Genomic DNA, 22,643 nt, shown 5'->3' with positions numbered 1-22,643 from the left:
CCGTAATCACGGCTGACCTCCTGCACCCTGTACCGATCCTTGGATGACAAGGCCCGGTTCTAGTTAGGATGACCTAACTAGCAAGGGGTCTGCGGCGCGACAAAGATGAAACTGTTGCGAGAGGAGTCCTGCGATGAGCATTGTGGACAGCTTCGGTTCAAAAGGCAAACTTAATGTAGCCGGTACCGAATACGAAATTTTCCGGTTGAACTCCGTTGAAGGTGCAGAAAACCTTCCGTTCAGCCTCAAGGTATTGCTTGAAAATCTGTTGAGGACCGAGGACGGCGCCAACATTACGGCCGATCACGTCCGAGCACTGGCCGGCTGGGACCCCAGCGCCGAGCCCGACACTGAAATCCAGTTCACGCCGGCGCGCGTGATCATGCAGGACTTCACTGGCGTGCCCTGCGTTGTGGACCTTGCCACCATGCGTGAGGCAGTCAAGGAACTCGGCGGGGACCCCAAGCGGGTCAACCCGCTGGCACCCGCCGAAATGGTGATCGACCACTCCGTGCAGATCGACGCCTTCGGCAACTCCGGCGCACTGGAGCGCAACATGGAGATCGAGTACCAGCGCAACGGCGAGCGGTACCAGTTCTTGCGGTGGGGCCAGACCGCGTTCGATGACTTCAAGGTCGTCCCGCCCGGAACCGGCATCGTGCACCAGGTCAACATCGAGTACCTGGCCCGCACCGTCATGACCCGCGAAATCGACGGTGTCGTCCGGGCCTACCCGGATACCTGCGTCGGCACCGACTCGCACACAACCATGGTCAATGGCATGGGTGTGCTGGGCTGGGGCGTCGGCGGCATCGAAGCCGAGGCAGCCATGCTCGGCCAGCCCGTCTCCATGCTCATCCCGCGCGTCGTGGGCTTCAAGCTGACCGGGTCCATCCCGGCCGGCGCGACCGCCACCGACGTCGTCCTGACCATCACCGAGCAGCTGCGCAAGCACGGCGTCGTCGGCAAGTTCGTGGAGTTCTACGGCGAAGGCGTCGCGGCTGTGCCGCTGGCCAACCGCGCCACGATCGGCAACATGAGCCCGGAGTTCGGCTCCACGGCTGCGATGTTCCCGATCGACGACGTCACCCTCGACTACCTGCGCCTCACCGGCCGGTCGGACGAGAATGTTGCCCTGGTCGAGTCCTACGCGAAGGAACAGGGCCTCTGGCACGATCCTTCCAAGGAGATCAAGTTCTCCGAGTACCTCGAGCTGGACCTGTCGACGGTTGTTCCATCGATCTCCGGCCCGAAGCGCCCGCAGGACCGCATCATCCTCACGGAGTCCAAGGACCAGTTCCGCCAGGACCTCCGCAACTACGTGAAGGAAGAGCTGGCCGGCGGCAGCGTGGACGAGGCAATCGACGAGAGCTTCCCCGCGTCCGATGCGCCGTCGTTCTCCGCCTCGGGTACGCACCTGACCGACGAGGCCCCGCACGCGCACGGCCCGGCGTCGGACGGCCGCCAGTCCAACCCGGTGAGCGTCAAAACCGCGGACGGCCGCGAGTTCGAACTGGACCACGGCGCGGTGTCAATCGCCTCGATCACGTCCTGCACCAACACGTCCAACCCGTCCGTGATGCTGGCCGCCGCACTGCTGGCCCGCAACGCCGTCGACAAGGGCCTGACCTCGAAGCCGTGGGTCAAGACCTCCGTGGCTCCCGGATCCAAGGTCGTCACCGACTACTACAACAAGTCGGGCCTGACCCCGTACCTGGAGAAGCTCGGCTTCTACATTGTCGGCTACGGCTGCGCGACCTGCATCGGCAACTCCGGCCCGCTCGACGCTGAAATCTCCGAGGCCATCCAGGCCAACGACCTTTCCGTCACCGCCGTGCTGTCCGGTAACCGCAACTTCGAGGGCCGGATCAACCCGGACGTGAAGATGAACTACCTGGCCTCCCCGCCGCTGGTCATCGCCTACGCCCTGGCCGGGACCATGGACTTCGATTTCGAAGCCGATGCCCTGGGCCAGGACGAGGCCGGCAACGACATCTTCCTGAAGGACATCTGGCCGAACCCGGTCGAGGTCCAGCAGGTCATCGATTCCTCGATCGACAAGGAGATGTTCGCCCGCGGCTACGAGGGCGTCTTCGAAGGCGACGACCGCTGGAAGGCTCTCTCCACCCCGGCCGGCGACACCTTCGCCTGGGATCCGAAGTCCACCTATGTCCGGAAGCCGCCGTACTTCGACGGCATGAAGGCCACGCCGGACCCCGTCAAGGACATCACCGGCGCGCGCGTGCTGTTGAAGCTTGGCGACTCCGTCACCACGGACCACATCTCGCCGGCAGGTTCCTTTAAGTCGGACACCCCGGCGGGACAGTACCTGCTGGCCAACGGTGTGGAGCGCAAGGATTTCAACTCCTATGGCTCACGCCGTGGCAACCACGAGGTCATGATCCGCGGAACGTTCGCGAACATCCGGATCAAGAACCAGCTCCTGGACGGCGTCGAGGGTGGCTTCACCCGCGACTTCTCCCAGGCGGACGGCCCGCAGGCCTACGTCTACGATGCCGCGCAGAACTACGAGGCCGCCGGCACCCCGCTGGTCGTCCTGGCCGGCAAGGAGTACGGCTCCGGCTCGTCCCGTGACTGGGCAGCCAAGGGCACCGCACTGCTGGGCGTCAAGGCGGTTGTGGCCGAAAGCTACGAACGCATCCACCGCTCCAACCTGATCGGCATGGGCGTCCTGCCGCTGCAGTACCCGGCCGGCCAGAACGCTGCCAGCCTCGGGCTGACCGGCACGGAGACCTTCGCGGTTGAGGGCGTCACCGCCCTGAACGAGGGCACCACGCCGAAGACGCTCAAGGTCACCGCCACAGCCGAAGACGGCACCGTCACGTCCTTCGATGCGGTCCTGCGCATCGATACCCCGGGCGAGGCTGACTACTACCGCAACGGCGGCATCCTGCAGTACGTGCTGCGCCAGATCTCCGCTAACTAGCGGAGCACTCCTCCCGGAAGAGAGGAGTGCCAGGCGTGAAGGCCCCGGCCGGTCCCTGACCGACCGGGGCCTTTTGCGTGCCGGACGCGCGCCGGACGCGTGCCGCCAGCGTGCCGGACCTGTGCCGGCTGCCTGCAAGGCCGCCGTCCGGGCGCGACGCGTTCCGGCGCCGGTTACATTCCGGAGGCGTTAGAGTTAATAGGCATGTCTACCACCCGAAGGAGGGGCCGTTGGGAATCTTGGAGACCATCCGGAACCCGCAGGACCTGAGCAAGTTGTCCGAGGCGCAGCTGGATCAGCTGGCAGCCGAGGTCAGGGAGTTCCTGATCGGCAACGTCTCCCAGACGGGCGGACACCTGGGCCCGAACCTCGGCGTCGTCGAACTCACCGTGGCGGTCCACCGGATCTTCGATTCCCCCCGGGACAGCATTGTCTTTGACACCGGCCACCAGTCCTATGTGCACAAGCTCCTGACCGGGCGCCAGGACTTCAGCACCCTGCGCCAGCAGGGCGGTATGTCCGGCTACCCGGACCGGGCCGAATCCGAGCACGACATCGTCGAAAGCTCGCACGCCTCCTCATCACTGTCCTGGGCGGACGGGATCTCCCGTGCCCGGCAGTTGACCGGCGACGGCGACCGCTACGTCATCGCCGTCGTGGGTGACGGCGCCCTGACCGGCGGGATGGCTTGGGAAGCCATCAACAACATCGCCGCGGACAAGAAGCGCCGCGTCGTGATCGTTGTGAACGACAACGGCCGCTCCTACGCCCCGACCGTGGGCGGTTTCGCGGATTACCTCGCCTCGCTGCGCCCCACCATCGACTCCTTCCGCGCGGCCCCCGCCTACGAAGGCACCCTGGACTGGTGGCGGCGGAAGCTGCAGAACGGCGGACCCGCGGGCCAGTTCACTTACCGCAGCCTGCACGCCATGAAGAAGGGCGTCAAGGACTGGTGGGCCCCGCAGGGCATGTTCGAGGATCTGGGCATGAAGTACATCGGCCCGGTGGACGGCCACGACCTGCAGGCCATGGAGCACGCCCTGTCCACCGCGAAAAACTACGCCGGTCCCGTGATTGTCCATGCCATGACCGAAAAGGGCCACGGTTACGCGCCCGCCCGCGCCCACGAAGCGGACCAGTTCCACGCCGTCGGGATCATCGACCCGGAAACCGGCGAACCCACCGAGGCCGGCGGCGCCAAGTCCTGGACCGCGGTCTTCGCCGACGAGATCGCCGACATCGCGGACGAACGCAAGGACATCGTCGGGATCACCGGCGCCATGCTCATCCCCGTCGGGCTGCACAAGTTCGCCGCGCGGCACCCGGAGCGGGTGTTCGACGTCGGCATCGCCGAACAGCACGCCCTCACCTCGGCAGCCGGCATGGCATTCGGGGGACTGCACCCCGTCGTCGCGGTCTACGCGACCTTCCTGAACCGCGCCTTCGACCAGTTGCTGATGGATGTCGCGCTGCACAAGGCCGGCGTCACCATCGTGCTGGACCGTGCCGGCGTCACCGGACCCGACGGCGCCAGCCACCACGGGATGTGGGACATGGCGATGGTCCAGATCGTTCCCGGGCTGCACCTCGCGGCGCCCCGCGACGCCACCCGGCTGCGCGAGGAACTGCGCGAAGCGGTCGCCATCGAGGACGCCCCCAGCGTGATCCGTTACTCCAAGGGCAGCGTGGGGGCCGAGGTCGAGGCCCTCGAACGGCTCAGCGACGGCGTGGATGTGCTGGCCCGCCGCCCGGCCGGCTCAACCGAAAACGACGTGCTGATCGTCAGCGTCGGATCGATGTCCGAACTCGCGCTGGACGTGTCCAACCGGCTCGGCGCGCAGGGCATCAGTTCCACCGTCGTGGATCCCCGTTGGCTGCTCCCGGTCCGGAAATCGATCATCGCCCTCGCCTCCCACCACCGCCTTGTCATCTGCATCGAGGACGGGGTCCGCGCCGGCGGCGTCGGGTCCCGGATCCGCCAGGAAATGCGGGCCGCAGGGGTGGACACCGCACTCAACGAAGTCGGCCTCCCGGTGGAGTTCCTGGACCACGGATCCCGCAAGCAGGTGCTGGAGCGGGTTGGTTTGACCGCGCAGCAGATCACCCACGATGTGGTGGCGCAGGTCCTGGGGACCAAGGTGCCGTTCGCACGGCCGCTCCCCGGCCAGGCGCACCCCAGCACGGGCAGCCTGCCGATTCTGTGAGAATTCCTGTGAGGATTCCCCAGGGACTGGCACCGGGAGACCTTGTGGTTTCCCGGAACCGGAAATGGAACGGCAAGGCCCACTGGGTGGTGCCCGGAACCTATCTGGGCGAGGACGCCCACGGGTGGTGGATTTTCCAGGGAACCAACGAGTTCTGCTCCCGCCCGGGTGCGGCGTTCTACGCCGAATCCGACGCCGTGCTGCTGGTCCCGCGCTCCGGCGAGTACGTGGCCACCTTCTACGACGCGGCCCATCCGGCGGGCGTCCAGGTCTACGTGGATCTCGCGACCGGCCACGGCTGGACGACAATCCGGCCGGGCGTCACCGAATTCCACCTGATCGACATGGACCTGGACGTGATCCGGACCGTGGACCGCGGCGTGTACGTGGACGATGAGGACGAGTTTGCGGAGCACCGGGTCGAGATGGACTACCCCGCAGACGTGGTGGACCGGATCAGTGCGGCATCGGACCAGCTTTACCAGGCCGTCAAGGCACAACAGCCACCGTTCGACGGCGCAGACCGCGAATGGTTCAGGAGAGGACGGGCATGAGCGGGATTATCCGGGTTTACAAACGCAACGACGAAGGGTTGCTCGAATTCCGGGAGGCCTGGTTTGACGAGGACTACAGCCAGTTCGTGATGAACCACGGAGTGGTCGGGCACCAGAGCAAGACCGACGAGACCGACGTCGCCGATGCGGCAGCCGCCGAAGGGCTGATGGACGCCTTCGCCGTGCAGTGCGCCGAAGACGGCTTCGCCGAAATCCCGGACGACGAGCAGTTCTGGGTCGTGGCCCAGTACGCACTGAAGACCAAAGACGGCACGGACCGCGACCGTTACCTCGAGGAAAAGGCCAAGGACGCCCTGATCAGCCACCTGGCCTGGCGCGGGCTCGGCATCGTGGACCGCTCGGAGTTCTCCGATTCCAAGCTCAACATTTTTATCCTCACCCCGGACGTCAACAAGACAGTCAACGCGGTCAAGGTCTGCATCCGCGGCGAGGACCTCGATTTCACCAAACTGAGCATCGGCGCCGCAGCCTACGGCGAGACGTCCTTCAAGCTCAAGCACTCACCCAAGCCGGCCAACAGCTTAACCCTGTAGTTCCCGGGCTGGTTCCACCGGCACGAAAAACCAAGTTCTTGGGGGACATCGACGCGAAGGGATTCCACATGGCACCACAATCCGTTGAACCAGGCCGTACCCCGCTGCCGCGGGGGATTGCGGCTCCCGCCCGCCGGGCCCTCGCCCACGCCGGAGTCGAGACCCTCGAACAGGTCGTGGCGCTTGGCGGCCGGGCCCTCGGCCGGATGCACGGCATGGGCCCGCGGACCCTGGCCCAGCTCGAGGATGCCCTGGACGAACACGGGCTGGAACTGCCCGCGGGATAGGCGGCGCGCGGGTTAGGCTACGGATGCCACCAACCGGAAGGACCCTGCGTCCATGAAACCGCGTTCCATCATCCTCGACTTGTTCGGGGACTACCTCCGCTACGCGGGCGCCGAAATCAAGCTCGGCGACATGACCAGGCTCCTGGCGGTCTTCGGCGTGGAACCCGCCACCGTGCGCGTCAGCATGTCCCGGCTGAAGAAGGAAGGCTGGTTCACGACGCGCCGGCTGCAGCGGGAGACCGTCTACGAACTGACGGAGAAAATGCTCCACGTCCTGAACGAGGGCCGGGTGCGGATCTTCGACCGGCGGCAGGAGCCCTGGCAAGGGCGGTGGACCATGGTGATCTACCAGGTGCCCGAAGCGGAAAGGTCCCTGCGCGAGCAGCTCCGCAAGGACCTTTCCTGGCACGGCTTCGGACAGCTGTCCACCTCGACCTGGGTGGCCCCCCATGACCTCCTCGACGCGGCCCACCAACTCGCCGCCGACTACCCGTCCGCCACCATCGACGTTCTCTGGTGCGGGACCGGGAATCCGGACGCGGACCGCAATCTGGCGGCGCGCTGCTGGGACCTTTCGCAGCTCGCCGCCGACTACAAGCTCTTCATCGCCAGCTGCTCGCCCCTCAATGACCCCGCCGCCAATGCCGCCAAACCGGGCAGCCAGGCCCTGGCCGAACGGATCCAGCTGATCTCGGACTTCCGGCGCTTCCCGTTCCGGGACCCGTTCCTTCCCGCCGAACTGCAGCCCGCAGGCTGGCCGGGCGACGCTGCCTTCACGCTCTTCAAGGAAATCCACCGGCAGCTCGCCGTGCCCTCGAACGCGTTCGTCTCGGACCTCATCGGGCGCGAGATCCTTAGCTAGCCGGCGTGGGCCCCGGTGCCGGCAAGGCGCCGGGCAATGTCGGCCCGCAGGTCCTTCTTGTTGATCTTGCCCACCTTGGTGACCGGGATCTCATCGACCACGACAAGGCGCTCCGGGATCTTGAACGCTGCCACACCTGTCTCCCGCAGGAGCTCCTGGATGTGTTCCAGCGTGACGTCACTTCCCGGCTTCACCGTGATGTAGAGGCAGAGCCGTTCGCCGAGGGTGGGGTCGGGCATGGAGACCGCGGCCACCATGGTGACATCCTCGATCCGGTAGACCAGGCTTTCGATTTCCTCTGCCGAGATCTTCTCGCCGCCGCGGTTGATCATGTCCTTGTCGCGGCCCTGGACGATCAGGTTTCCGTCCGGACGGCGTTCGACGATGTCGCCGCTGGCGTACCACCCGTCGGGAGTGAACGCACGCGCATTGGCCTCGTGCGCACGGTAGTAGCCCCGCGGCGTATACGGTCCGCGGGTCAGGATGGAGCCGGGAACGCCGTCGGGAAGATCCACACCGGCTTCGTCCACGATCCGGACCTCGTCAGCCTCGGACACGGGACGGCCCTGGGTGGTGCAGATGACCTCCTCGGGATCGTCCAGGCGGGTGGTGTTGATCAGACCCTCCGCCATCCCGAAGACCTGCTGCAGGGTGGCGCCGAGGACGGGCTTGACCTTCCGGGCGATTTCGTCCGGCAGGCGGGAGCCGCCGACCTGCAGCACCTCGAGGCTGGCGAGCTGCCCGGATCCGGTCTCCTGCGCGTATTCGATCCAGCGCTGGGCCACGGCGGGGACAGCAGTGGACAGCGTGACCCGTTCGCGTTCAATGGTGGCGAACGCCCTTCGCGGCTCGGGGCTGGGCAACATCACGACCCGTCCGCCGGCGTACAGGATGCCGAGGATGCCAGGGCATGCCAGCGGGAAATTGTGGCTTGCCGGCAGCGTGCCAAGGTAGACGGTGTCCTCGGTGACTGCCGTGACGCGGGAGGTTTCCCTGATGTTGTAGGCGTAATCGTTGTGCGTCCGGGTGATGAGTTTGGGCAGGCCGGTGGTGCCGCCGGAAAGGAGGAACAGGGCCGGGCTGTCCGCTGAAGGCGCCGCCGCATCCAGCCGCGCGCGGGCAGCCGCGATCGCTGTTCCGGGGGCGAGGACGTCCTCGAGCCGGGTGTTGCCGGTGTTCGCCGCCCCGGATACCAGGATGAGCTCCAGAGAGGGGATCGTGGCAGCAAGCTCCTCGGCCAGGGCCTGGTGGTCAAAGTCCTTGATGGCGTCCGGAACGGCGATGGCCCGGGCCTCGGAGAGCTCGGTCAGGAAGGACAGCTCGTACCTGCGGTGTGCCGGAAGTGCCATCACCGGGATGATGCCGGCCCTGAAGCAGGCCAGGGTGAGCACCGTGAACTGCCAGCCGTTGGGCAGCTGGACCATGATCCGGTCGTCGGCCTTCAGGCCCAGCTGCAGGAGCCGTTCGGCGGCGGCATCCACCCGGTTGGCGAGTTCGGCATAGCTCAGCCGGACGTCGCCGTCGACGACAGCGGTTTTCTCCGGCAGCCGGTCCCCTGCGTCGTGCAGAAGGGCCCCCAACGGGCGGTCTTCCCAGTAGCCTTTGCGGCGGAACCCGGCCGCGAGATCTGCCGGCCAGGCGACGGTGCCCGCACTTGTGTGGCTGGTCATTGAATGTCCTCCTCGACATTGATCACGACTGCATCCAGCGCCAGGAGACCGTTGTGGGTCAGGCGCAGAGGGTTGATTTCGATTTCGGCTATCTCCTCATTGGAGCACAAAGCGTCACCGAGCCGGGCCAGGATGACCGCCAGTTCGGTGGTTTGCAGCACCGGTCCGGAGCGGAAACCGTACAGCAGCTCACGGGCCTGCAGCTCACCGGGCATACCCTCGGCCCCGCGGACGGACAGCGGCGCGGAGCGGATGGAGATGTCGGCGAAAACTTCAGCGGCTGTCCCGCCCAGGCCCAGGACGATGATCGGGCCGAAGACCGGGTCGCGGCGTGCGCCGACCACCAGGTCGACACCGGCGGCGGCCATCGATTCGAGCAGGAACTCGCGGGCGCCGGCGGCCTCGAGCCCGTCGAGCGCACGGTCCAGGGCAGCGGGGGAGTCGACGCCGAGGTAGACCCCGCCAATGTCCGTCTTGTGCAGCACAGCGGCGTCGAGCAGCTTGACCGCAACCGGGCCACCGAGCTCAGCGAGGGCCTCGTGGGCGGCGGCGCGGGTGCCGCAGCGCCGGCGCGGCGGCGTGGCGATGCCCAGGGCGCCGAGAAGTTCCTTGGACCGGGCCTCATCCCACGGGCCCCGCAGTTCCGGCCACGGACAGGTTCCGGCGGGAGCCTGCGCCCGCTGGAACTGCCCGCGCGCGTCCTCAACCAGGGCGGTGAGGCCGTGGGCGAGGGCGGTCGGTCCGCTGATCAGAGGCAGTCCGTGCTGCCGGGCGGATTTTGCGGCGCGCTCCAGGTCGCTGTCCGGTCCGTCCACTCCGATCAGGACCGGCATGGTCCCGGCGGCGCCGGAGGCGGCCACGGACTGGGGAAGGTCGGCGACCGGTTCGGTCAGCCCGTAGACCGCGACGACGTCGATGGACGGGTCGGCGGCCACGGCCGCCACGATCTTCTCGTAGCCGGGGCCGGGACGGCCGGTGTCCACGGGGTTGGCCTGGAACGTCAGCGGCGGCAGCAGCGCACCGATGGTGTCCTGGCTGGTCCGGGCCAGGCGGGGGAGGGCCACGCCGGCGCTGTGCAGCGCATCGGCGATCAGCAGCCCGGGGCCGGCCTGCCCGGTGATGAGCCCGACACCGGGGTCGGCGGCCGGGGCAAGGCGGCGGCCGGCCAGGGCGGTGACGGCGGCAACCAGCTGGTTTTCGTCGTCAACGATCACGGCGCCGGCCTGCTTCAGGACCGCCCGGGTGGTCCGCCAGGACGTGGCCAGGGCACCGGTGTGCGACTGGGCGAACTCGGAGACGTCGTTGCGGCCGACCACCAGGGCGACGACCGGCTTAACGGCACTCAGCCGGGCGACCGCGTCGACCAGCGCCGGGCCGTCGGCGACGGTTTCCAGGTGCAGGGCCACTGCGTTGGTGTGCGGATCGGAGATCAGGTAGTCCAGGACGTCGGGTGCGGCGATGTCCATGCCCGCGCCGATGCCCACGGCGAGGCTGACGCCCACCCCGGCCCGCTGCAGGTGGAAGGCCAGGACGTGGTTGACGCCGCCGCTGGCTGCCACGACGGCGACCGGTCCCGGCTCCAGGGTGGCGACGCCGGGCACGAAGCTGGCACGCAGGCTCCGGTGCGGCACAAAGAAGCCGGAGGTGTTGGGGCCGAGCAGCCGGATTCCGGTGTCCCGGACGGCGTCCGCGACCTGGCGGGCGAACTCGACGCCGGGGCCGCCGGCCTCGGCGAAACCTCCGGCACAGACGAGCGCGGCGGTGGCCCCGGCGGCGGCGCTGTCGCGCAGTGCCTGGGCGGTGGCGGCGGCCGGCACACACAGCACGGCCAGGTCCGGGCCGCCGGGGATGGCTGCTGCGGCGCCGGCGATGCTGGTGTGCATGCCGTCCCCGCCGCGGCCGTTGACCAGGGCCAGTGGCGCCGGGTAGCTCGCGAGCGACTGGGACATGACGGCGCCGAGCTTCTCCGGGCTGGCGGAGGCGCCGACGACGATGATGCCGCGGGGCGCGAAGAGCGGGGCGAGGCTATGCATCGGTTTGCTCCTGCGCTGCGGTGGCCACGGCGTCGGTCCGGCCGGACAGCACCTGGGTCAGGGCGGACACGGCGCCGCGGTCGTCCACCACACTGGTGAGGCCCCGGCCGAGCCGGACTTCCTCGGAGAGCAGGGTGCGGGTGAACGGCGTTCCGCCCCGGATCACGACGGCGGCGGCGCGGGCCGGCAGGTCGCGGAAGCACACTGCGAGGCCATCCTCGGTGTCGGGCGCGGTGACCAGCAGGCCGGTGTTGTCGCCGGCGGCGGCCGGGTCGGTGGTCAGGGCGATGCTGCCGCCGGGCCCGCTCAGGGCCGGGTGTCCACCGACATTGCTCAGGGACAGCAGCCGTCCGGTGAACCGGACGTTTCCGGCGGTCAGCGGTGTCTCCAGCGGCTCGGAGCCGTGGCGCTGCAGCCAGTCGGCCTCGACGGCGGCGACGAGGCCGGCGTCGCGCTGGCGGATCTTGTCGATGTCGATGCTGCGGGAGAAGAAGTGGAAGGTGAACTGGGTGGGTTCGAAGGAGTCGTAGTACCGGGCGAAGTGTTCCCACCAGCTCAGGCCGCCGCGGGCCTGGTTCTGGATCTTGGCGACCTGCGGCTGGCGCTCGGCCTCGTAATTGGTGAAGGCGAGCTCGAGGTCGTCCTGGTGGTCGGCAATTTCGCGGACCAGGGAGATGGCGTCCTCCATCGCCATTTTGGTGCCGGAACCGACGGAGAAGTGCGCGGTGTGGACGGCATCGCCGAGCAGGACGACGTTGCCCTTGTGCCAGGAGCGGGTGCGGCGGGTGCGGAAATTGGCCCAGCGGGAGTTGTTGGCCACCAGCGGCTCGCCCGCGATGTCCTCGGCGAAGAGCTTCTCAAGGAACCGCTGGGTCTTCAGGTCGGACGGCCCCGGAGGCTGGCTGACATCGAATTCGTCGAGCCCGGCGCGGCGCCAGGTGTCTTCGTCAGTTTCGACGATGAAGGTGCTGAGCTCATCGCTGATCGGGTAGCCGTGCACTGCGAAGTTGCCGAACTCGCTCTTGCGGTGGACAAAGGTCATGCCCTTGAACCGGTGGCTTGTGCCGAACCAGATGAACTTGGCCGTGGCGGTTTCCGCTGTGTGGCCCAGGCCATCGCCCAGCTGCTCTCGGGTCGAGGAGTTTGCGCCGTCCGCGCCGACGATCACATCAAATCCCTCGAGGGCGGCCAGGTCCGGCACGTACTCGCCAAAGCGCAGGTCGACGCCGGCGTCCGTTGCGCGGTGCTGCATCAGCTGGAGCAGGGTTTTGCGGTTGATGGCCGCCATGCCGTTGCCGGTAAAGGACTTCTGTTCGCCTTTGAGCCAGACCTCGATGTCATCCCAGTGCGTGCCGTAGTCCCGGAGCCCGTTCAGAACGACGGGATCCGCGTCGTTGATCCGGCGCAGCGTTGCGTCGGAAAAGACGACGCCGAAGCCGAAGGCGTCCGTGGCCTGGTTGCGCTCAAAGAGCACGACGTCGGCGTCGGGAACGGTTTGCTTGAACAAAGTTGAGAAGAACAGTCCGCCGGGACCGCCGCCAATGCAGGCTACGCGAAGTGCCATCGATGCCACCTTCTAGAGATTTGGGGAGGACGTGTGCTACGTCTCACAACTATTATGTTGCTTGAAATTGGGGAACGTCAAGTTTTTGTTACATGTATAGCGTGGCGGGCAGGTGTAGTGGCTTTCCGATCACGCCCGCCACGTAGGCGTTTGCCTGCGGGCCGAGTTGCTCGTGGACCCGCCGGAAGAGGCTGAAGGCCGCCGGCGCCGGCCAGTTCTCCGGCTGCAGTTGTTCCGGCAGTTCGGGGTCCCGGAAGGGGAAGCGCCGGAAATCGTTGATCAGCCGGGTGCGTTCCAACAGGGCCTGGCGTCCGTCCTTGTTGAGGTTTCCCCGCGCATTGTCCAGATGTCCATAGGTGCTGAGGAAGGCCCGGTAGTCCCGGCCGAGGGATTCCAGGTCCCAGCACCGCAGGGCCAGGTCCCGGGCCGCGTCGGCGTCGTCCGAGCCGCACCAGAGGACATCAACCCGCGCACACTCATGCCCGGCGGCGAGCTCCTTCGCCTCGACGGAGAGGTCGTGCGGAGCCAGCCAGGTCGATGGGGAGAGCTGCCCGAAGCCCGTCCAGGCCAGCTGTTTGCGGAGCTGTTCGCGGACGGCACGTTCGGACTCCGGCACTTGGTAGATCACCATGGTCCAGCGGCCGGTCCAGGCGTCCTGCCGGCGGCGGAAAATCCGCGCACGGCCCTCGGTGAGCACTTCCAGCATGTGGCCGCTGAGGGTGTAGACCGTCTCCCGGCCGTCCTTCCGTGTGGAGAACCAGCCTTCTTTTCTGAGCCGCGACATGCTGACCCTGATGGTGGCCGGCTCCAGGCCGAAGGCGGTCATAAGTTCGGTCAGCTCGCCGAGCTTGGCCTCGCCGCCGGCGTAGCGGAGATAGTCGCCGAACAGGTTCAGGACGAGTGAACGCGGGGTCTCCGCCATATGGACTCCTGGGCTACTGGAACGATATGTAACAATAATCTTGACGAACAACAAGACTATGTTACATTGAATTGTGGGTTGCGTCACACGCCCATCAGCTTCCTGCTTCCTCTCCCGCACCCATCAGCCGCCACAAAGCAGTGGCGTAACCGCTTGGAGTTCCCATGCTTGGTCAATCCCCGCCCGCAGTATCCCGGCCCCGGAAATCCGCCGCCGCTGTCATCTTCCTGTGCTTCGTTGCCATTGTTTTTGACGGCTATGACCTCGTGGTTTACGGGGCGATCGTCCCCAAGCTGCTGGCCTACCAGGACTGGGGCCTGACCCCGGTCCAGACGGGCGCCATCGGCAGCTACGCGCTGGCGGGAATGTTCATCGGCGCCATCCTGATCGGCTACCTCACCGACATCCTCGGCCGCCGACGGGTCCTGATGGGCTCCATCGCCTTCTTCTCGCTCCTGATGCTGCTCACCGCCTGGGCGCCCACGCCGGAACTCTTCGGTACCTTCCGCTTCCTCGCCGGACTCGGCCTCGGCGGCGTCATTCCGACGGCGATCGCCCTCACCGTCGAGTTCTCCAAGTCCCACCGGCGCAACTTCAACAACGCCCTGATGTTCTCGGGCTACGCCGTGGGCGGCATTATGGCGGCACTGCTGGCCCTGGCCCTGATGTCGTCCATCGGCTTCCGCGGCATGCTCGCCATCGGCGGCCTTCCCCTGATCCTCGTCCTGCCGTTCCTGTTCAAGTTCCTGCCGGAGTCTCCCGCCTTCCTGGCTGCCCGCGGCCGCCGCGCCGAGGCTGAAGTGCTGATCGCCGACTATGGCCTGGAACCGCTGGCACCGGCCGTGGCCGACAGCGTCCGGGTCAAGGAGCACGGCCGGTTCCGGACCCTGCTCACCGGCCGGCTGCTGGCTGCAACCGTGCTGTTCTCGCTGGCAGGGATCTGCGGCCAGATCCTCGTGTACGGACTGAACACCTGGCTCCCGCAGCTGATGGTGCTCGCCAACTACTCCCTCGCCTCCTCCCTGAGCTTCCTGCTGACCGTGAACATCGGGGCCGTCGTCGGCGTCATCGTGTCTTCCCGGCTGGCTGACAGGTTCGGGCCCCGCATCATCACCGCGGTTTCCTTCGTCTGCTCCGGCACCGCGCTGCTCATCATGGGCTCGGGCATCGCGCCTCTTCCGGCGATGTACCTGCTGGTCGCTGTGGTCGGCTTCGGTTCCGTCGGTGCGCAGATCCTGATCAACGGCTTCGTGGCCACCTACTATTCCGCAGCGACCCGTGCCACGGCCCTGGGCATCACGCTGGGCGTGGGACGGATCGGCGCCGTCCTTGCCATCTCCGGCGGCGGCATTCTGGTCGCGGCGTCGCTGGGCAACTTCGTCAACTTCTCCATCTGGGCCATTGCCGCCGCCGTCGGTGTCGTGGCGGTCCTCGCCGTTCCGGCAGCCAGGGCGGCCGGACCCGTTTCCGCCGCCCAGGACAGCACGGCCGACGTCGTCGAGCCGGTGCGCTGACCCGTTCATACATGGGTTCCCGGTCGCCTCGATGCGACACCTGCCCCCGTCACCGCCGCAGCGGTGACGGGGGCAGTCCTATGCCCGCAGATCCTGCCCGGGAGCCGCTGCCAGCCGTTATAGGCTGAATCCCATGACTGAATACCGCCGCGTAGGAAATTCCGGACTGACCGTATCCGTCGTCGGGCTGGGCTGCAACAACCTGGGCCGGGCCAATACGGCGACCGAGTCGCAGCAGGGCACCGACGCCGTCGTGCATGCCGCCTTGGACGCCGGGATCACCTTCTTCGACGTTGCCGACGCGTACGGCCGGGAGCGCGGCCTCAGCGAGACGATGCTGGGCAAGGCCCTGCAGGGCCGCCGCGGCGACGCCGTCGTCGCCACGAAGTTCGGTATGGATATGAGCGGTGCCAACGGCAACGACTTCGGCGCCCGCGGCTCCCGCCGCTACATCATCAGGGCCGCAGAAGCCTCGCTGCGACGGCTCGGGACGGACTGGATCGACCTCTACCAGTTCCACACCCCCGACCCGCTCACCCCGATCGAGGAAACCCTCGCCGCCCTGGACGAGCTCATCACCAGCGGCAAGGTCCGCTACATCGGCCACTCCAACCGTGCCGGCTGGCAGATCGCCGAGGCCGAATTCGTGGCCCGAGCACGCGGCGGAGCGCGCTTCGTCTCCAGCCAGAACCACTACAACCTGCTGGACCGCCGCGCCGAACTCGAGGTCACACCCGCCGCCGAAGCCTACGGGCTGGGCGTGCTGCCGTACTTCCCGCTCGCCAACGGCCTGCTGACCGGCAAATACGCCAAGGACACCGCTCCCGAGGGCTCGCGCCTCAGCCACACCCGCACCAACCTGGTCCACGACGCCGACTGGGAACAGCTGGCCGGCTTCAGCGCCTTCGCCGCGGCGCGGGGCCTGAACGAGATCCAGGTGGCGTTTTCCTGGCTCGCGGCCCAGCCCTCGGTCAGCAGCGTCATCGCCGGAGCCACCCGGCCCGAACAGGTTAGGCAGAACGCCGCGGCAGTGGCCTGGATCCCCAGCGCCGCGGACCTCGCCGAACTCGACGGGCTGTTCCCGCGTACCCCGAAGGTAGCCCTGTTCTAGCCGGGGCTCCTTCCGCCGGATATCCATCCCCTGGTCCCGCAGCGCCACGAGGTCGTGGCAGGGGAGGCTTGTGACCCTACCGGGACACCGCCGGGCACCCGAGCATGGGGCCATGGGGACCACAGCAGACACCCACCCGGCCACCGATGTTCCTGCCGTCCTGACGGTTTCGTCCGGGATATGGCTGCTGCTCGGCGCCCTCGGCACCCTCTGGACGCTGATGGGGCTCCTCATGGTCCTGGCCTTCGGCGGGATGGTGCCTCCGCAGACCTATCTTCCGGCCCTGGTGCTGTACCTGGCCAGTGGGGCCGTGTTCGTGGCCGGTGGTGTGTTCTCCCGGCTCCTGAGGCGCGGGCGGCAGCTGGCACGCATTGTCCTGTCCGCGTATGTGGTGATCCTTCCGGCACTCCTCGTCTTCCGCGGCGGTCCGCCCCCCGGCGAGCTGCCCTGGCGGGACGTGCTGCTCTCTCCCGCCGGCGCGGTCGGCGCGCTTGCGGTCGCCGCCACGGTGCTGATGTGGCTGCCGCCGGCCAACGCCTATTTCGCCCGCCGCGCCGCGCACCCGCCTGAAACGACAGTCGGTTCGGAGCCCCCGTCCGGCCGGCCGCCACGGGCTCTGACGGCAGCGGTCTGGATCCTGGCGGTCGCCGGCGTTGTCGCCGCGCTCCAGGCGGTGCTGGGGCTGCTCCTCCTTGCGGGAACTCTTGGTTCCGGCGGAAACACGACTCCGGCGCTGGTGCTTTGGCTCACGCTTGCCTCAGTAGCGGCAGCAGACCTGGCCTGTGCCCAGGCGGTCCGCCGGGGAAAACCATTCGTCCGGCCAATCGTGGCCGTCGTCCCGCTGGCCGGACTCATCCTCGTTGTGCTGGCCACCGTCGCATCCTTTTCGTCCCCATCCGCGGGGAGCACGACGTTCGCGGGCGGGTTGCCGTCGGCGATCATCCTGACGGTCCTCTCCCAGGGCCTGCCGCTGATCGGCGGCCTGGTCGCCGCGGTCCTCGTCTGGCTGCCCTCGGCCCGGCGTCACTTCCCCCGCGGCGCGGCGGCGCCGCCGGCGCCAACGGTCCCTGACACAGCGGCGCCGCCGGCACCAACGGTCCCTGGCGCGGCGGCACCGCCGCCCGCACCGAGCTAAGGTGCGGACGGCGGCGCCGTGTGTTGAAATGCCGTGTGGCGAAGCCGGGTTGCTCAGGCGGCGGGAGCGGACGCCACGCCGGGCGCCAGGAACTTCCTGCCGTTGACCCGCTCGGAGGCGCCCACCCGGTCCAGGTACGGGGTGATGCCGCCGAGGAACATCGGCCAGCCTGCGCCCAGGATCATGCAGAGATCGATGTCCTCCGGGCCTGCCACGACTCCTTCGTCCAGCATGAGTCCGATTTCCTCGGCCAGTGCGTCCTGCGTGCGGCGCAGCACCTCCTCGCCGGTGGAGGGTGTGCTGCCGAAGGACAGCAACGCCAGGGTTTCGGCGGGGATGAACGGTTTGCCGTCCGGGCCCGTCGCCGGCACGCCGTTCTGCAGGGCCCAGATGGATTTCGCACCGTTGTCGATGAGTTTCTGCAGGTTCTGCGATACGGTGAAACGGTCCGGGAACGCCGTATGCAGGGATTCCTGGACGTGCTGCGCCACCGGCAGCCCCACCATGGCGCCCAGCACAAACGGCGTCATCGGCAGGCCCATCGGGCGCAGCGCGTTGTCCGCGACCCCGGCCGGGGTGCCCTCGTCGAACGCTGCCGTCACTTCGCCCATCAGGCGCAGCAGGAGGCGGTTGACCACGAACGCGGGGGCGTCCTTGACCAGCACGGCGGACTTCCTCAGGCCCTTGGCGAGCTCGAACGCGGTGGCGAGCACGGCGTCGTCGGTCTTCGGGGCGCGCACGATTTCCAGCAGCGGCATCACGGCCACGGGGTTGAAGAAGTGGAAGCCGACGAGGCGCTCCGGATGCTCCAGGTCTTCGGCCATTGCCGTGACAGACAGCGAGGAGGTGTTGGTGGCGAGGATGCACTCGGGTGAAACGATGGCCTCGACCTCCTTGAAGACCTGCTTCTTGACGTTGAGCTCCTCGAAGACGGCCTCAATGACGAAGTCGGCGTCGGCGAAGGCTTCCTTGGACACCGATCCGGTGACCAGCGCCCGGGTCCGGTTGGCGGCGTCGGGGCTGATCCGGCCCTTTGCCAGCAGCTTGTCCACCTCGGCGTGCACGTAGCCTACGCCCTTGTCCACGCGGGCCTGGTCGATGTCGGTCATCACCACCGGCACCTTGAGCTGGCGGGCGAAAAGCAGGGCGAGCTGGCCGGCCATCAGACCGGCGCCCACGACGCCGATCTTGGTCACCGGGCGGGCCAGCTTGCGGTCCGGGGCGCCGGCGGGCCGCTTGGAGCGGCGCTGCACGAGGTCGAGGAAGGCATAGACGGTGGAGCGGAACTCGTCGGTCTGCATCAGGTCCGCGAGCGTCTCGCATTCCAGCTCCGCGGACTGCGCCTGCGTCAGCGTCCGGTTGGCTTCCATCACGTCCAGGACCTTGGCCGGCGCCGGGGAGGCATTGGAGGTCTTCGCCTCCACGAAGGCCCGGCCGGCGGCGACGGCCGCGGCCCAGCGGGCCGCGACCTCCGGGGCGGAGGGATCGACGGCGTTGGCGCGTTCCGGGGTGACGGCGCCGGCGATGACCCGCGCGGCCCAGGCGACGGACTGCTCGACGAAATCGGCCGGCTCGAACAGGGCGTCCGCGACGCCCAGCCCGAACGCCTGCGGCCCGGTGAGGGTGCGGTTGTTGCTCAGCGGGTTTTCAATCATCACCTTGACGGCGTTTTCCGGACCGATCAGCCGCGGCAGGATGTACACGCCGCCCCAGCCCGGGATGAGGCCCAGGAACGCCTCGGGCAGGGCCAGCGCACCGGCGCCGGTGGACACCGTGCGGTAGGTGGACTGCAGCGCGATCTCCAGCCCGCCGCCCAGGGCGAGGCCGTTGATGAAGGCGAAGCTGGGGACGCCCAGGTCCGCCAGGGTGCCGTAGACGTCGTGGCCCAGCTGGGCCATCCAGAGCCCGTGCTCGCGGCCGCTGATGGACTTGACCGTGGACAGGTCGGCGCCGGCGACCAGGAAGTAGGGCTTGCCGGTGACGCCGACCCCGACGATCTCGCCGCGGGCGGCGCGCTCCTTGAGTCCTTCAAGGACGGTGCCGAGTTCGACCAGGGTATTGGGTCCCAGGGTGGTGGGCTTTGAGTGGTCCAGGCCGTTGTCGAGCGTGACCAGAGCGAAGGTGCCGGGACTCCTGCCGTCAACTGGCGGCAGCTCGAAGTCCTGGACATACGAGTGGGTGACCGTCTCGTTGGGGAAGAGGTCGGCAAGCTTGCGGAAATCGGCGGCGCTCATGCTGCGGCTCCAGTCTCGGTGGTGGTGGCGGTGCCAGTGGCGGCCGGGGCGGTGGCGTGATCGGTGGTTTGGCCGGTGGCCGGGTCAAACGCGAGGCCGTAGTCGGCGTGGTGCGGGTTCTCCCAGATAACGGTGGCGCCCATGCCCAAGCCGATGCACATTGTGGTCATGCCGAAGCGGACCGCGGGGTCCTCCTCAAACTGCCGGGCGAGCTGGTTCATCAGCCGCACGCCGGAAGATGCCAGGGGGTGCCCGACGGCGATTGCCCCGCCGTAGCGGTTGACCCGGGGGTCGTTGTCGGCGATGCCGAAATGGTCCAGGAAGCTGAGCACCTGCACGGCGAAGGCCTCGTTGATTTCGAACAGGCCGATGTCGTCGATGCCCAGGCCCGCGTTCCTGAGGGCCTTTTCGGTGGCCGGAACCGGTCCGATGCCCATGACTTCGGGTTCGACGCCGGCGAAGGCGTAGCTGACCAGGCGCATTCTGACCGGCAGGCCAAGTTCCTCGGCGGCTTCGGCGGAGGCCAGCAGGGCGGCGGTGGCGCCGTCGTTGAGGCCGGCGGCGTTGCCGGCGGTGACCCGGCCGTGCGCGCGGAACGGGGTCTTCAGCGCGGCGAGGTCAGCCACCGAGGTGCCCGGGCGCGGCGGCTCGTCCACCGTGTTCACGGTCCAGCCCTGTCCCGGTTTCATTGTCGCGACCGGCACCAGGTCCGGCTGGATCTGGTCCCGGGCGTAGGCGGCGGCGAGTTTGTCCTGGGAAGCGACGGCGTAGGCATCCGTCCGGTCCTTGGTGATGGCGGGGAACCGGTCGTGCAGGTTTTCGGCGGTGTTGCCCATGTTCAGGGCGGCCGGGTCCACGATCCGCTCGGCCATGAAGCGCGGATTGGGGTCCGCGCCGGCACCCATCGGGTGGGTTCCCATGTGTTCCACGCCGCCGGCGATCACGACGTCGTAGGCGCCGAAGGCGATGCCGCTCGCCGTCGTGGTCACGGCTGTCATGGCGCCGGCGCACATCCGGTCGATCGCGAAGCCCGGCACCGTCCGGGGCAGTCCGGCCAACAGGGCTGCGGTGCGGCCGATGGTCAGGCCCTGGTCGCCGGTCTGGGTCGTCGCCGCGATGGCGACTTCGTCGATCCGTTCGGCCGGCAGCGACGGGTTGCGGCGCATCAGTTCGCGGATGCACTTGACTACGAGGTCGTCGGCGCGTGTTCCGGCGTAGATGCCCTTCTCGCCGGCGCGGCCGAAGGGGGTTCGGATGCCGTCGACGAAGACGACGTCGCGGCTGGTGCGGGCATTCGCGCTGCTGTAGTTGCCGCTGCTCTTTTTTCCGCTGCTGGGTTGTCCGCTGCTCGGGGCTTGGCTCACGTGGTACTCCTCATTGAGACATGGGTGCCGGCTCCGTGCCCAGGACGCAAGAGTCAGGGCGGTACGGGTCCGGGCGACATCAAACAACATGTTACTCGCCAGTAACTTAGCTGGCAAGGTGTCCGCAGGCGCGCCGTCGTGTGGAGTTCCGCAGCTGGAGCGGCGCCCCTAGTACGCCGTATCCGGTGCCGCCGGTGCCGCCGGCGCGGCCGGTGCGGCCGGTGCGACCAGGGTGGCGGCCGTTCCGGCTGGGTCAGCTGCGGCAGGAACCGCTTTGGCTGCCTTGGGCGGCAGCGGCTGCGGGTTCAGGAACGCGTCGGCGATCAGCGGTGCGACGAGTTCGATCTGCCACTGGCGGGCCCCCAGGTTCGCCAGCTCTTCGGCGATGCCTTCCTCGCTGGGTTCGAGCGGCGGGCGCCAGCAGACGCGGCGGAGGTAGTCCGGCGTCAGGAGGTTCTCCACCGGCATGTTCAGTTCCTCGGCCTTGGCCTGCAGCAGCGGCCGGGCCGTGGCAAGGCGTGCGGCGGCCTCAGGGTCCCGGTCGGCCCAGACACGCGGGGGCGGGGGAGCGTTCGTGGGCAGGTGCAGCGGCGGGAGGTCCTCCAGGGTCCGGGCGGTGCTGATGCAGCGCAGCCACCGCGGCGCTTCACGCTGGGCGGCACGGCCGTGGAAGCCCTTGGTGCCGAGCAGTTGCGGCACGGTGCCGGGCATGGCCTTGGCGGCGGCCACGAGGGAGGAATCGGGGATCAGCCGTCCGGGAGCCACGTCGCGCTTTTGCGCCAGCGAGTCGCGCTCGAGCCACAGTTCGCGCACCGCGGCCAGTTGGCGCCGGTCGCGGATCTGGTGCAGCCCGGAGGTTTTGCGCCATGGGTCAACGCGGGGCGGCGCCTGGCCGGTCTCAAGGATGGCGGCGAATTCCTGTTCGGCGTAGTCCAGCTTGCCGTCGGCCACGAGGAGCTCAATGAGTTCCTCGCGCAGTTCGGTGAGGACCTCGACGTCGAGCGCGGCGTAGCGCAGCCAGGGTTCCGGCAGCGGCCGGGTGGACCAATCTGCGGCCGAGTGTTCCTTCGCCAGGCCAAAGCCCAGGAGCTGTTCGATCACCGCGGCGAGGCCCACGCGGGGAAGGCCGGCGAGCCGGGCGGCGAGTTCGGTGTCAAAGAGTTTGTCAGGCCACATGCCCAGTTCCGAGAGGCAGGGCAGGTCCTGGCTGGCTGCGTGCAGGATCCATTCGACACCGCGCAGGGCGTCGTTGACGATGTCCAGGTTCCCGAAGGGTTCCGGATCGATTAGCCAGGTGCCGGAGCCTTCGCGGCGGATCTGGACCAGGAAGGCGCGCTGGCCGTAGCGGAAACCGGAGGCGCGTTCTGCGTCCACGCCGGCGGGGCCGTGGCCGGCGGCGAGGGCCGCGGCGCAGCGTTCGAGGCCGGACTGGGTTTCGATGACGAGCGGCACGCCGTCGCGGGGGGCATCGAGGTCGATGACCTCGGGGACCAGGCTGTCGAAGCCGTCCACCGCGATGTGGGCTGTGGTGTCAGCGGCCTCTGGGTTGCTTTGAACGGCGCCGGCCGCGGTGATTTCCGGAATATGAGGGGTCATGATGACTTCAGTTTACCGACAACACGTTGCTGCAGGCCGCGCCTTCGCCAAAACGGAGCTGATGGCCCCGCTGTTGCTGTTCCCTGCCGGCT

General features: G+C 68.1%; 16 protein-coding genes. 9 read left to right on the top strand and 7 right to left on the bottom strand.

Features of this window, described 5'->3' with window-relative positions; all coding sequences use genetic code 11:
- Positions 1-133: 133 nt before the first annotated feature.
- The 6 genes from AC50X9_RS12695 to AC50X9_RS12670 all read left to right on the top strand — a co-directional run bounded on the left by AC50X9_RS12695 (position 134) and on the right by AC50X9_RS12670 (position 7,408).
- Positions 134-2,947: an aconitate hydratase gene (locus AC50X9_RS12695; RefSeq protein ID WP_494894119.1), complete on the top strand. Its 2,814-nt coding sequence runs from the start codon at positions 134-136 to the stop codon at positions 2,945-2,947.
- A gap of 230 nt (positions 2,948-3,177) precedes the next feature.
- Positions 3,178-5,151 carry a 1-deoxy-D-xylulose-5-phosphate synthase gene (gene dxs, locus AC50X9_RS12690; protein ID WP_494894118.1) on the top strand — a complete coding sequence of 658 codons (1,974 nt, stop codon included), beginning with the start codon at positions 3,178-3,180 and terminating at the stop codon, positions 5,149-5,151.
- 8 nt (positions 5,152-5,159) lie between these two features.
- Positions 5,160-5,705 carry a DUF402 domain-containing protein gene (locus AC50X9_RS12685; RefSeq protein ID WP_494894117.1) on the top strand — a complete coding sequence of 182 codons (546 nt, stop codon included), beginning with the start codon at positions 5,160-5,162 and terminating at the stop codon, positions 5,703-5,705.
- The gene (locus AC50X9_RS12680; protein WP_494894116.1) at positions 5,702-6,259 is read left to right on the top strand and encodes a hypothetical protein; all 558 of its coding nucleotides are present in this window, start codon (positions 5,702-5,704) and stop codon (positions 6,257-6,259) included. Before AC50X9_RS12685 ends, AC50X9_RS12680 begins: the two co-directional genes overlap by 4 nt.
- 68 nt (positions 6,260-6,327) lie before the next feature.
- Positions 6,328-6,546, top strand: a complete 219-nt coding sequence (locus AC50X9_RS12675; RefSeq protein ID WP_494894115.1) for a helix-hairpin-helix domain-containing protein — start codon at positions 6,328-6,330, stop codon at positions 6,544-6,546.
- Positions 6,547-6,598: 52 nt separating this feature from the next.
- Entirely contained in the window at positions 6,599-7,408 is an 810-nt protein-coding gene (locus tag AC50X9_RS12670) for a PaaX family transcriptional regulator (RefSeq protein ID WP_494894114.1), read from the top strand.
- Here AC50X9_RS12670 and AC50X9_RS12665 read toward each other — a convergent pair.
- The 4 genes from AC50X9_RS12665 to AC50X9_RS12650 all read right to left on the bottom strand — a co-directional run bounded on the left by AC50X9_RS12665 (position 7,405) and on the right by AC50X9_RS12650 (position 13,597).
- Positions 7,405-9,078, bottom strand: coding sequence for a (2,3-dihydroxybenzoyl)adenylate synthase (locus tag AC50X9_RS12665; protein ID WP_494894113.1), 1,674 nt, complete (start codon positions 9,076-9,078; stop codon positions 7,405-7,407). The two genes, AC50X9_RS12670 and AC50X9_RS12665, sit on opposite strands and share 4 nt — an antisense overlap.
- Positions 9,075-11,111, bottom strand: a complete 2,037-nt coding sequence (locus tag AC50X9_RS12660) for an acetate--CoA ligase family protein (RefSeq protein WP_494894112.1) — start codon at positions 11,109-11,111, stop codon at positions 9,075-9,077. Before AC50X9_RS12660 ends, AC50X9_RS12665 begins: the two co-directional genes overlap by 4 nt.
- The gene (locus AC50X9_RS12655) at positions 11,104-12,675 is read right to left on the bottom strand and encodes an FAD-dependent monooxygenase (RefSeq protein ID WP_494894111.1); all 1,572 of its coding nucleotides are present in this window, start codon (positions 12,673-12,675) and stop codon (positions 11,104-11,106) included. The genes AC50X9_RS12660 and AC50X9_RS12655 overlap by 8 nt, the downstream gene beginning before the upstream one ends.
- Before the next feature lie 88 nt (positions 12,676-12,763).
- Positions 12,764-13,597 carry a PaaX family transcriptional regulator gene (locus AC50X9_RS12650; RefSeq protein ID WP_494894110.1) on the bottom strand — a complete coding sequence of 278 codons (834 nt, stop codon included), beginning with the start codon at positions 13,595-13,597 and terminating at the stop codon, positions 12,764-12,766.
- 164 nt (positions 13,598-13,761) lie between these two features.
- On the opposite strand from AC50X9_RS12650, the gene AC50X9_RS12645 reads away from it, so the two are divergent.
- The 3 genes from AC50X9_RS12645 to AC50X9_RS12635 all read left to right on the top strand — a co-directional run bounded on the left by AC50X9_RS12645 (position 13,762) and on the right by AC50X9_RS12635 (position 17,357).
- Positions 13,762-15,111, top strand: coding sequence for an MFS transporter (locus tag AC50X9_RS12645; RefSeq protein WP_494894109.1), 1,350 nt, complete (start codon positions 13,762-13,764; stop codon positions 15,109-15,111).
- A 133-nt stretch (positions 15,112-15,244) separates the two neighbouring features.
- Entirely contained in the window at positions 15,245-16,222 is a 978-nt protein-coding gene (locus tag AC50X9_RS12640; RefSeq protein ID WP_494894108.1) for an aldo/keto reductase, read from the top strand.
- A gap of 112 nt (positions 16,223-16,334) precedes the next feature.
- Complete coding sequence (locus AC50X9_RS12635; protein WP_494894107.1) at positions 16,335-17,357, top strand: hypothetical protein; 1,023 nt, start codon at positions 16,335-16,337, stop codon at positions 17,355-17,357.
- Positions 17,358-17,410: 53 nt separating this feature from the next.
- Here the strand turns inward: AC50X9_RS12635 and AC50X9_RS12630 are convergent, their stop codons facing one another.
- The 3 genes from AC50X9_RS12630 to AC50X9_RS12620 all read right to left on the bottom strand — a co-directional run bounded on the left by AC50X9_RS12630 (position 17,411) and on the right by AC50X9_RS12620 (position 22,551).
- Positions 17,411-19,591, bottom strand: coding sequence for a 3-hydroxyacyl-CoA dehydrogenase NAD-binding domain-containing protein (locus AC50X9_RS12630; protein WP_494894106.1), 2,181 nt, complete (start codon positions 19,589-19,591; stop codon positions 17,411-17,413).
- Positions 19,588-20,955 carry a thiolase family protein gene (locus tag AC50X9_RS12625; RefSeq protein WP_494894105.1) on the bottom strand — a complete coding sequence of 456 codons (1,368 nt, stop codon included), beginning with the start codon at positions 20,953-20,955 and terminating at the stop codon, positions 19,588-19,590. The genes AC50X9_RS12630 and AC50X9_RS12625 overlap by 4 nt, the downstream gene beginning before the upstream one ends.
- Before the next feature lie 168 nt (positions 20,956-21,123).
- Complete coding sequence (locus AC50X9_RS12620) at positions 21,124-22,551, bottom strand: HRDC domain-containing protein (RefSeq protein ID WP_494894104.1); 1,428 nt, start codon at positions 22,549-22,551, stop codon at positions 21,124-21,126.
- Positions 22,552-22,643 lie beyond the last annotated feature (92 nt).

The sequence above is a fragment of the Pseudarthrobacter sp. HLT1-3 genome (assembly GCF_059383535.1).
This window is presented reverse-complemented; position numbering and strand designations above follow the sequence as displayed.

Excerpts from the sequence above, each read along its gene's own strand:
- AC50X9_RS12650 (WP_494894110.1), bottom strand. The coding sequence starts at position 13,597 with ATGGCGGAGACCCCGCGTTCACTCGTCCTGAACCTGTTCGGCGACTAT.
- AC50X9_RS12645 (WP_494894109.1), top strand. The coding sequence starts at position 13,762 with ATGCTTGGTCAATCCCCGCCCGCAGTATCCCGGCCCCGGAAATCCGCC.
- AC50X9_RS12630 (WP_494894106.1), bottom strand. The coding sequence starts at position 19,591 with ATGAGCGCCGCCGATTTCCGCAAGCTTGCCGACCTCTTCCCCAACGAG.
- AC50X9_RS12675 (WP_494894115.1), top strand. The coding sequence starts at position 6,328 with ATGGCACCACAATCCGTTGAACCAGGCCGTACCCCGCTGCCGCGGGGG.
- AC50X9_RS12695 (WP_494894119.1), top strand. The coding sequence starts at position 134 with ATGAGCATTGTGGACAGCTTCGGTTCAAAAGGCAAACTTAATGTAGCC.
- AC50X9_RS12640 (WP_494894108.1), top strand. The coding sequence starts at position 15,245 with ATGACTGAATACCGCCGCGTAGGAAATTCCGGACTGACCGTATCCGTC.
- AC50X9_RS12660 (WP_494894112.1), bottom strand. The coding sequence starts at position 11,111 with ATGCATAGCCTCGCCCCGCTCTTCGCGCCCCGCGGCATCATCGTCGTC.
- AC50X9_RS12655 (WP_494894111.1), bottom strand. The coding sequence starts at position 12,675 with ATGGCACTTCGCGTAGCCTGCATTGGCGGCGGTCCCGGCGGACTGTTC.
- AC50X9_RS12665 (WP_494894113.1), bottom strand. The coding sequence starts at position 9,078 with ATGACCAGCCACACAAGTGCGGGCACCGTCGCCTGGCCGGCAGATCTC.
- AC50X9_RS12670 (WP_494894114.1), top strand. The coding sequence starts at position 6,599 with ATGAAACCGCGTTCCATCATCCTCGACTTGTTCGGGGACTACCTCCGC.
- AC50X9_RS12680 (WP_494894116.1), top strand. The coding sequence starts at position 5,702 with ATGAGCGGGATTATCCGGGTTTACAAACGCAACGACGAAGGGTTGCTC.
- AC50X9_RS12635 (WP_494894107.1), top strand. The coding sequence starts at position 16,335 with ATGGGGACCACAGCAGACACCCACCCGGCCACCGATGTTCCTGCCGTC.
- AC50X9_RS12620 (WP_494894104.1), bottom strand. The coding sequence starts at position 22,551 with ATGACCCCTCATATTCCGGAAATCACCGCGGCCGGCGCCGTTCAAAGC.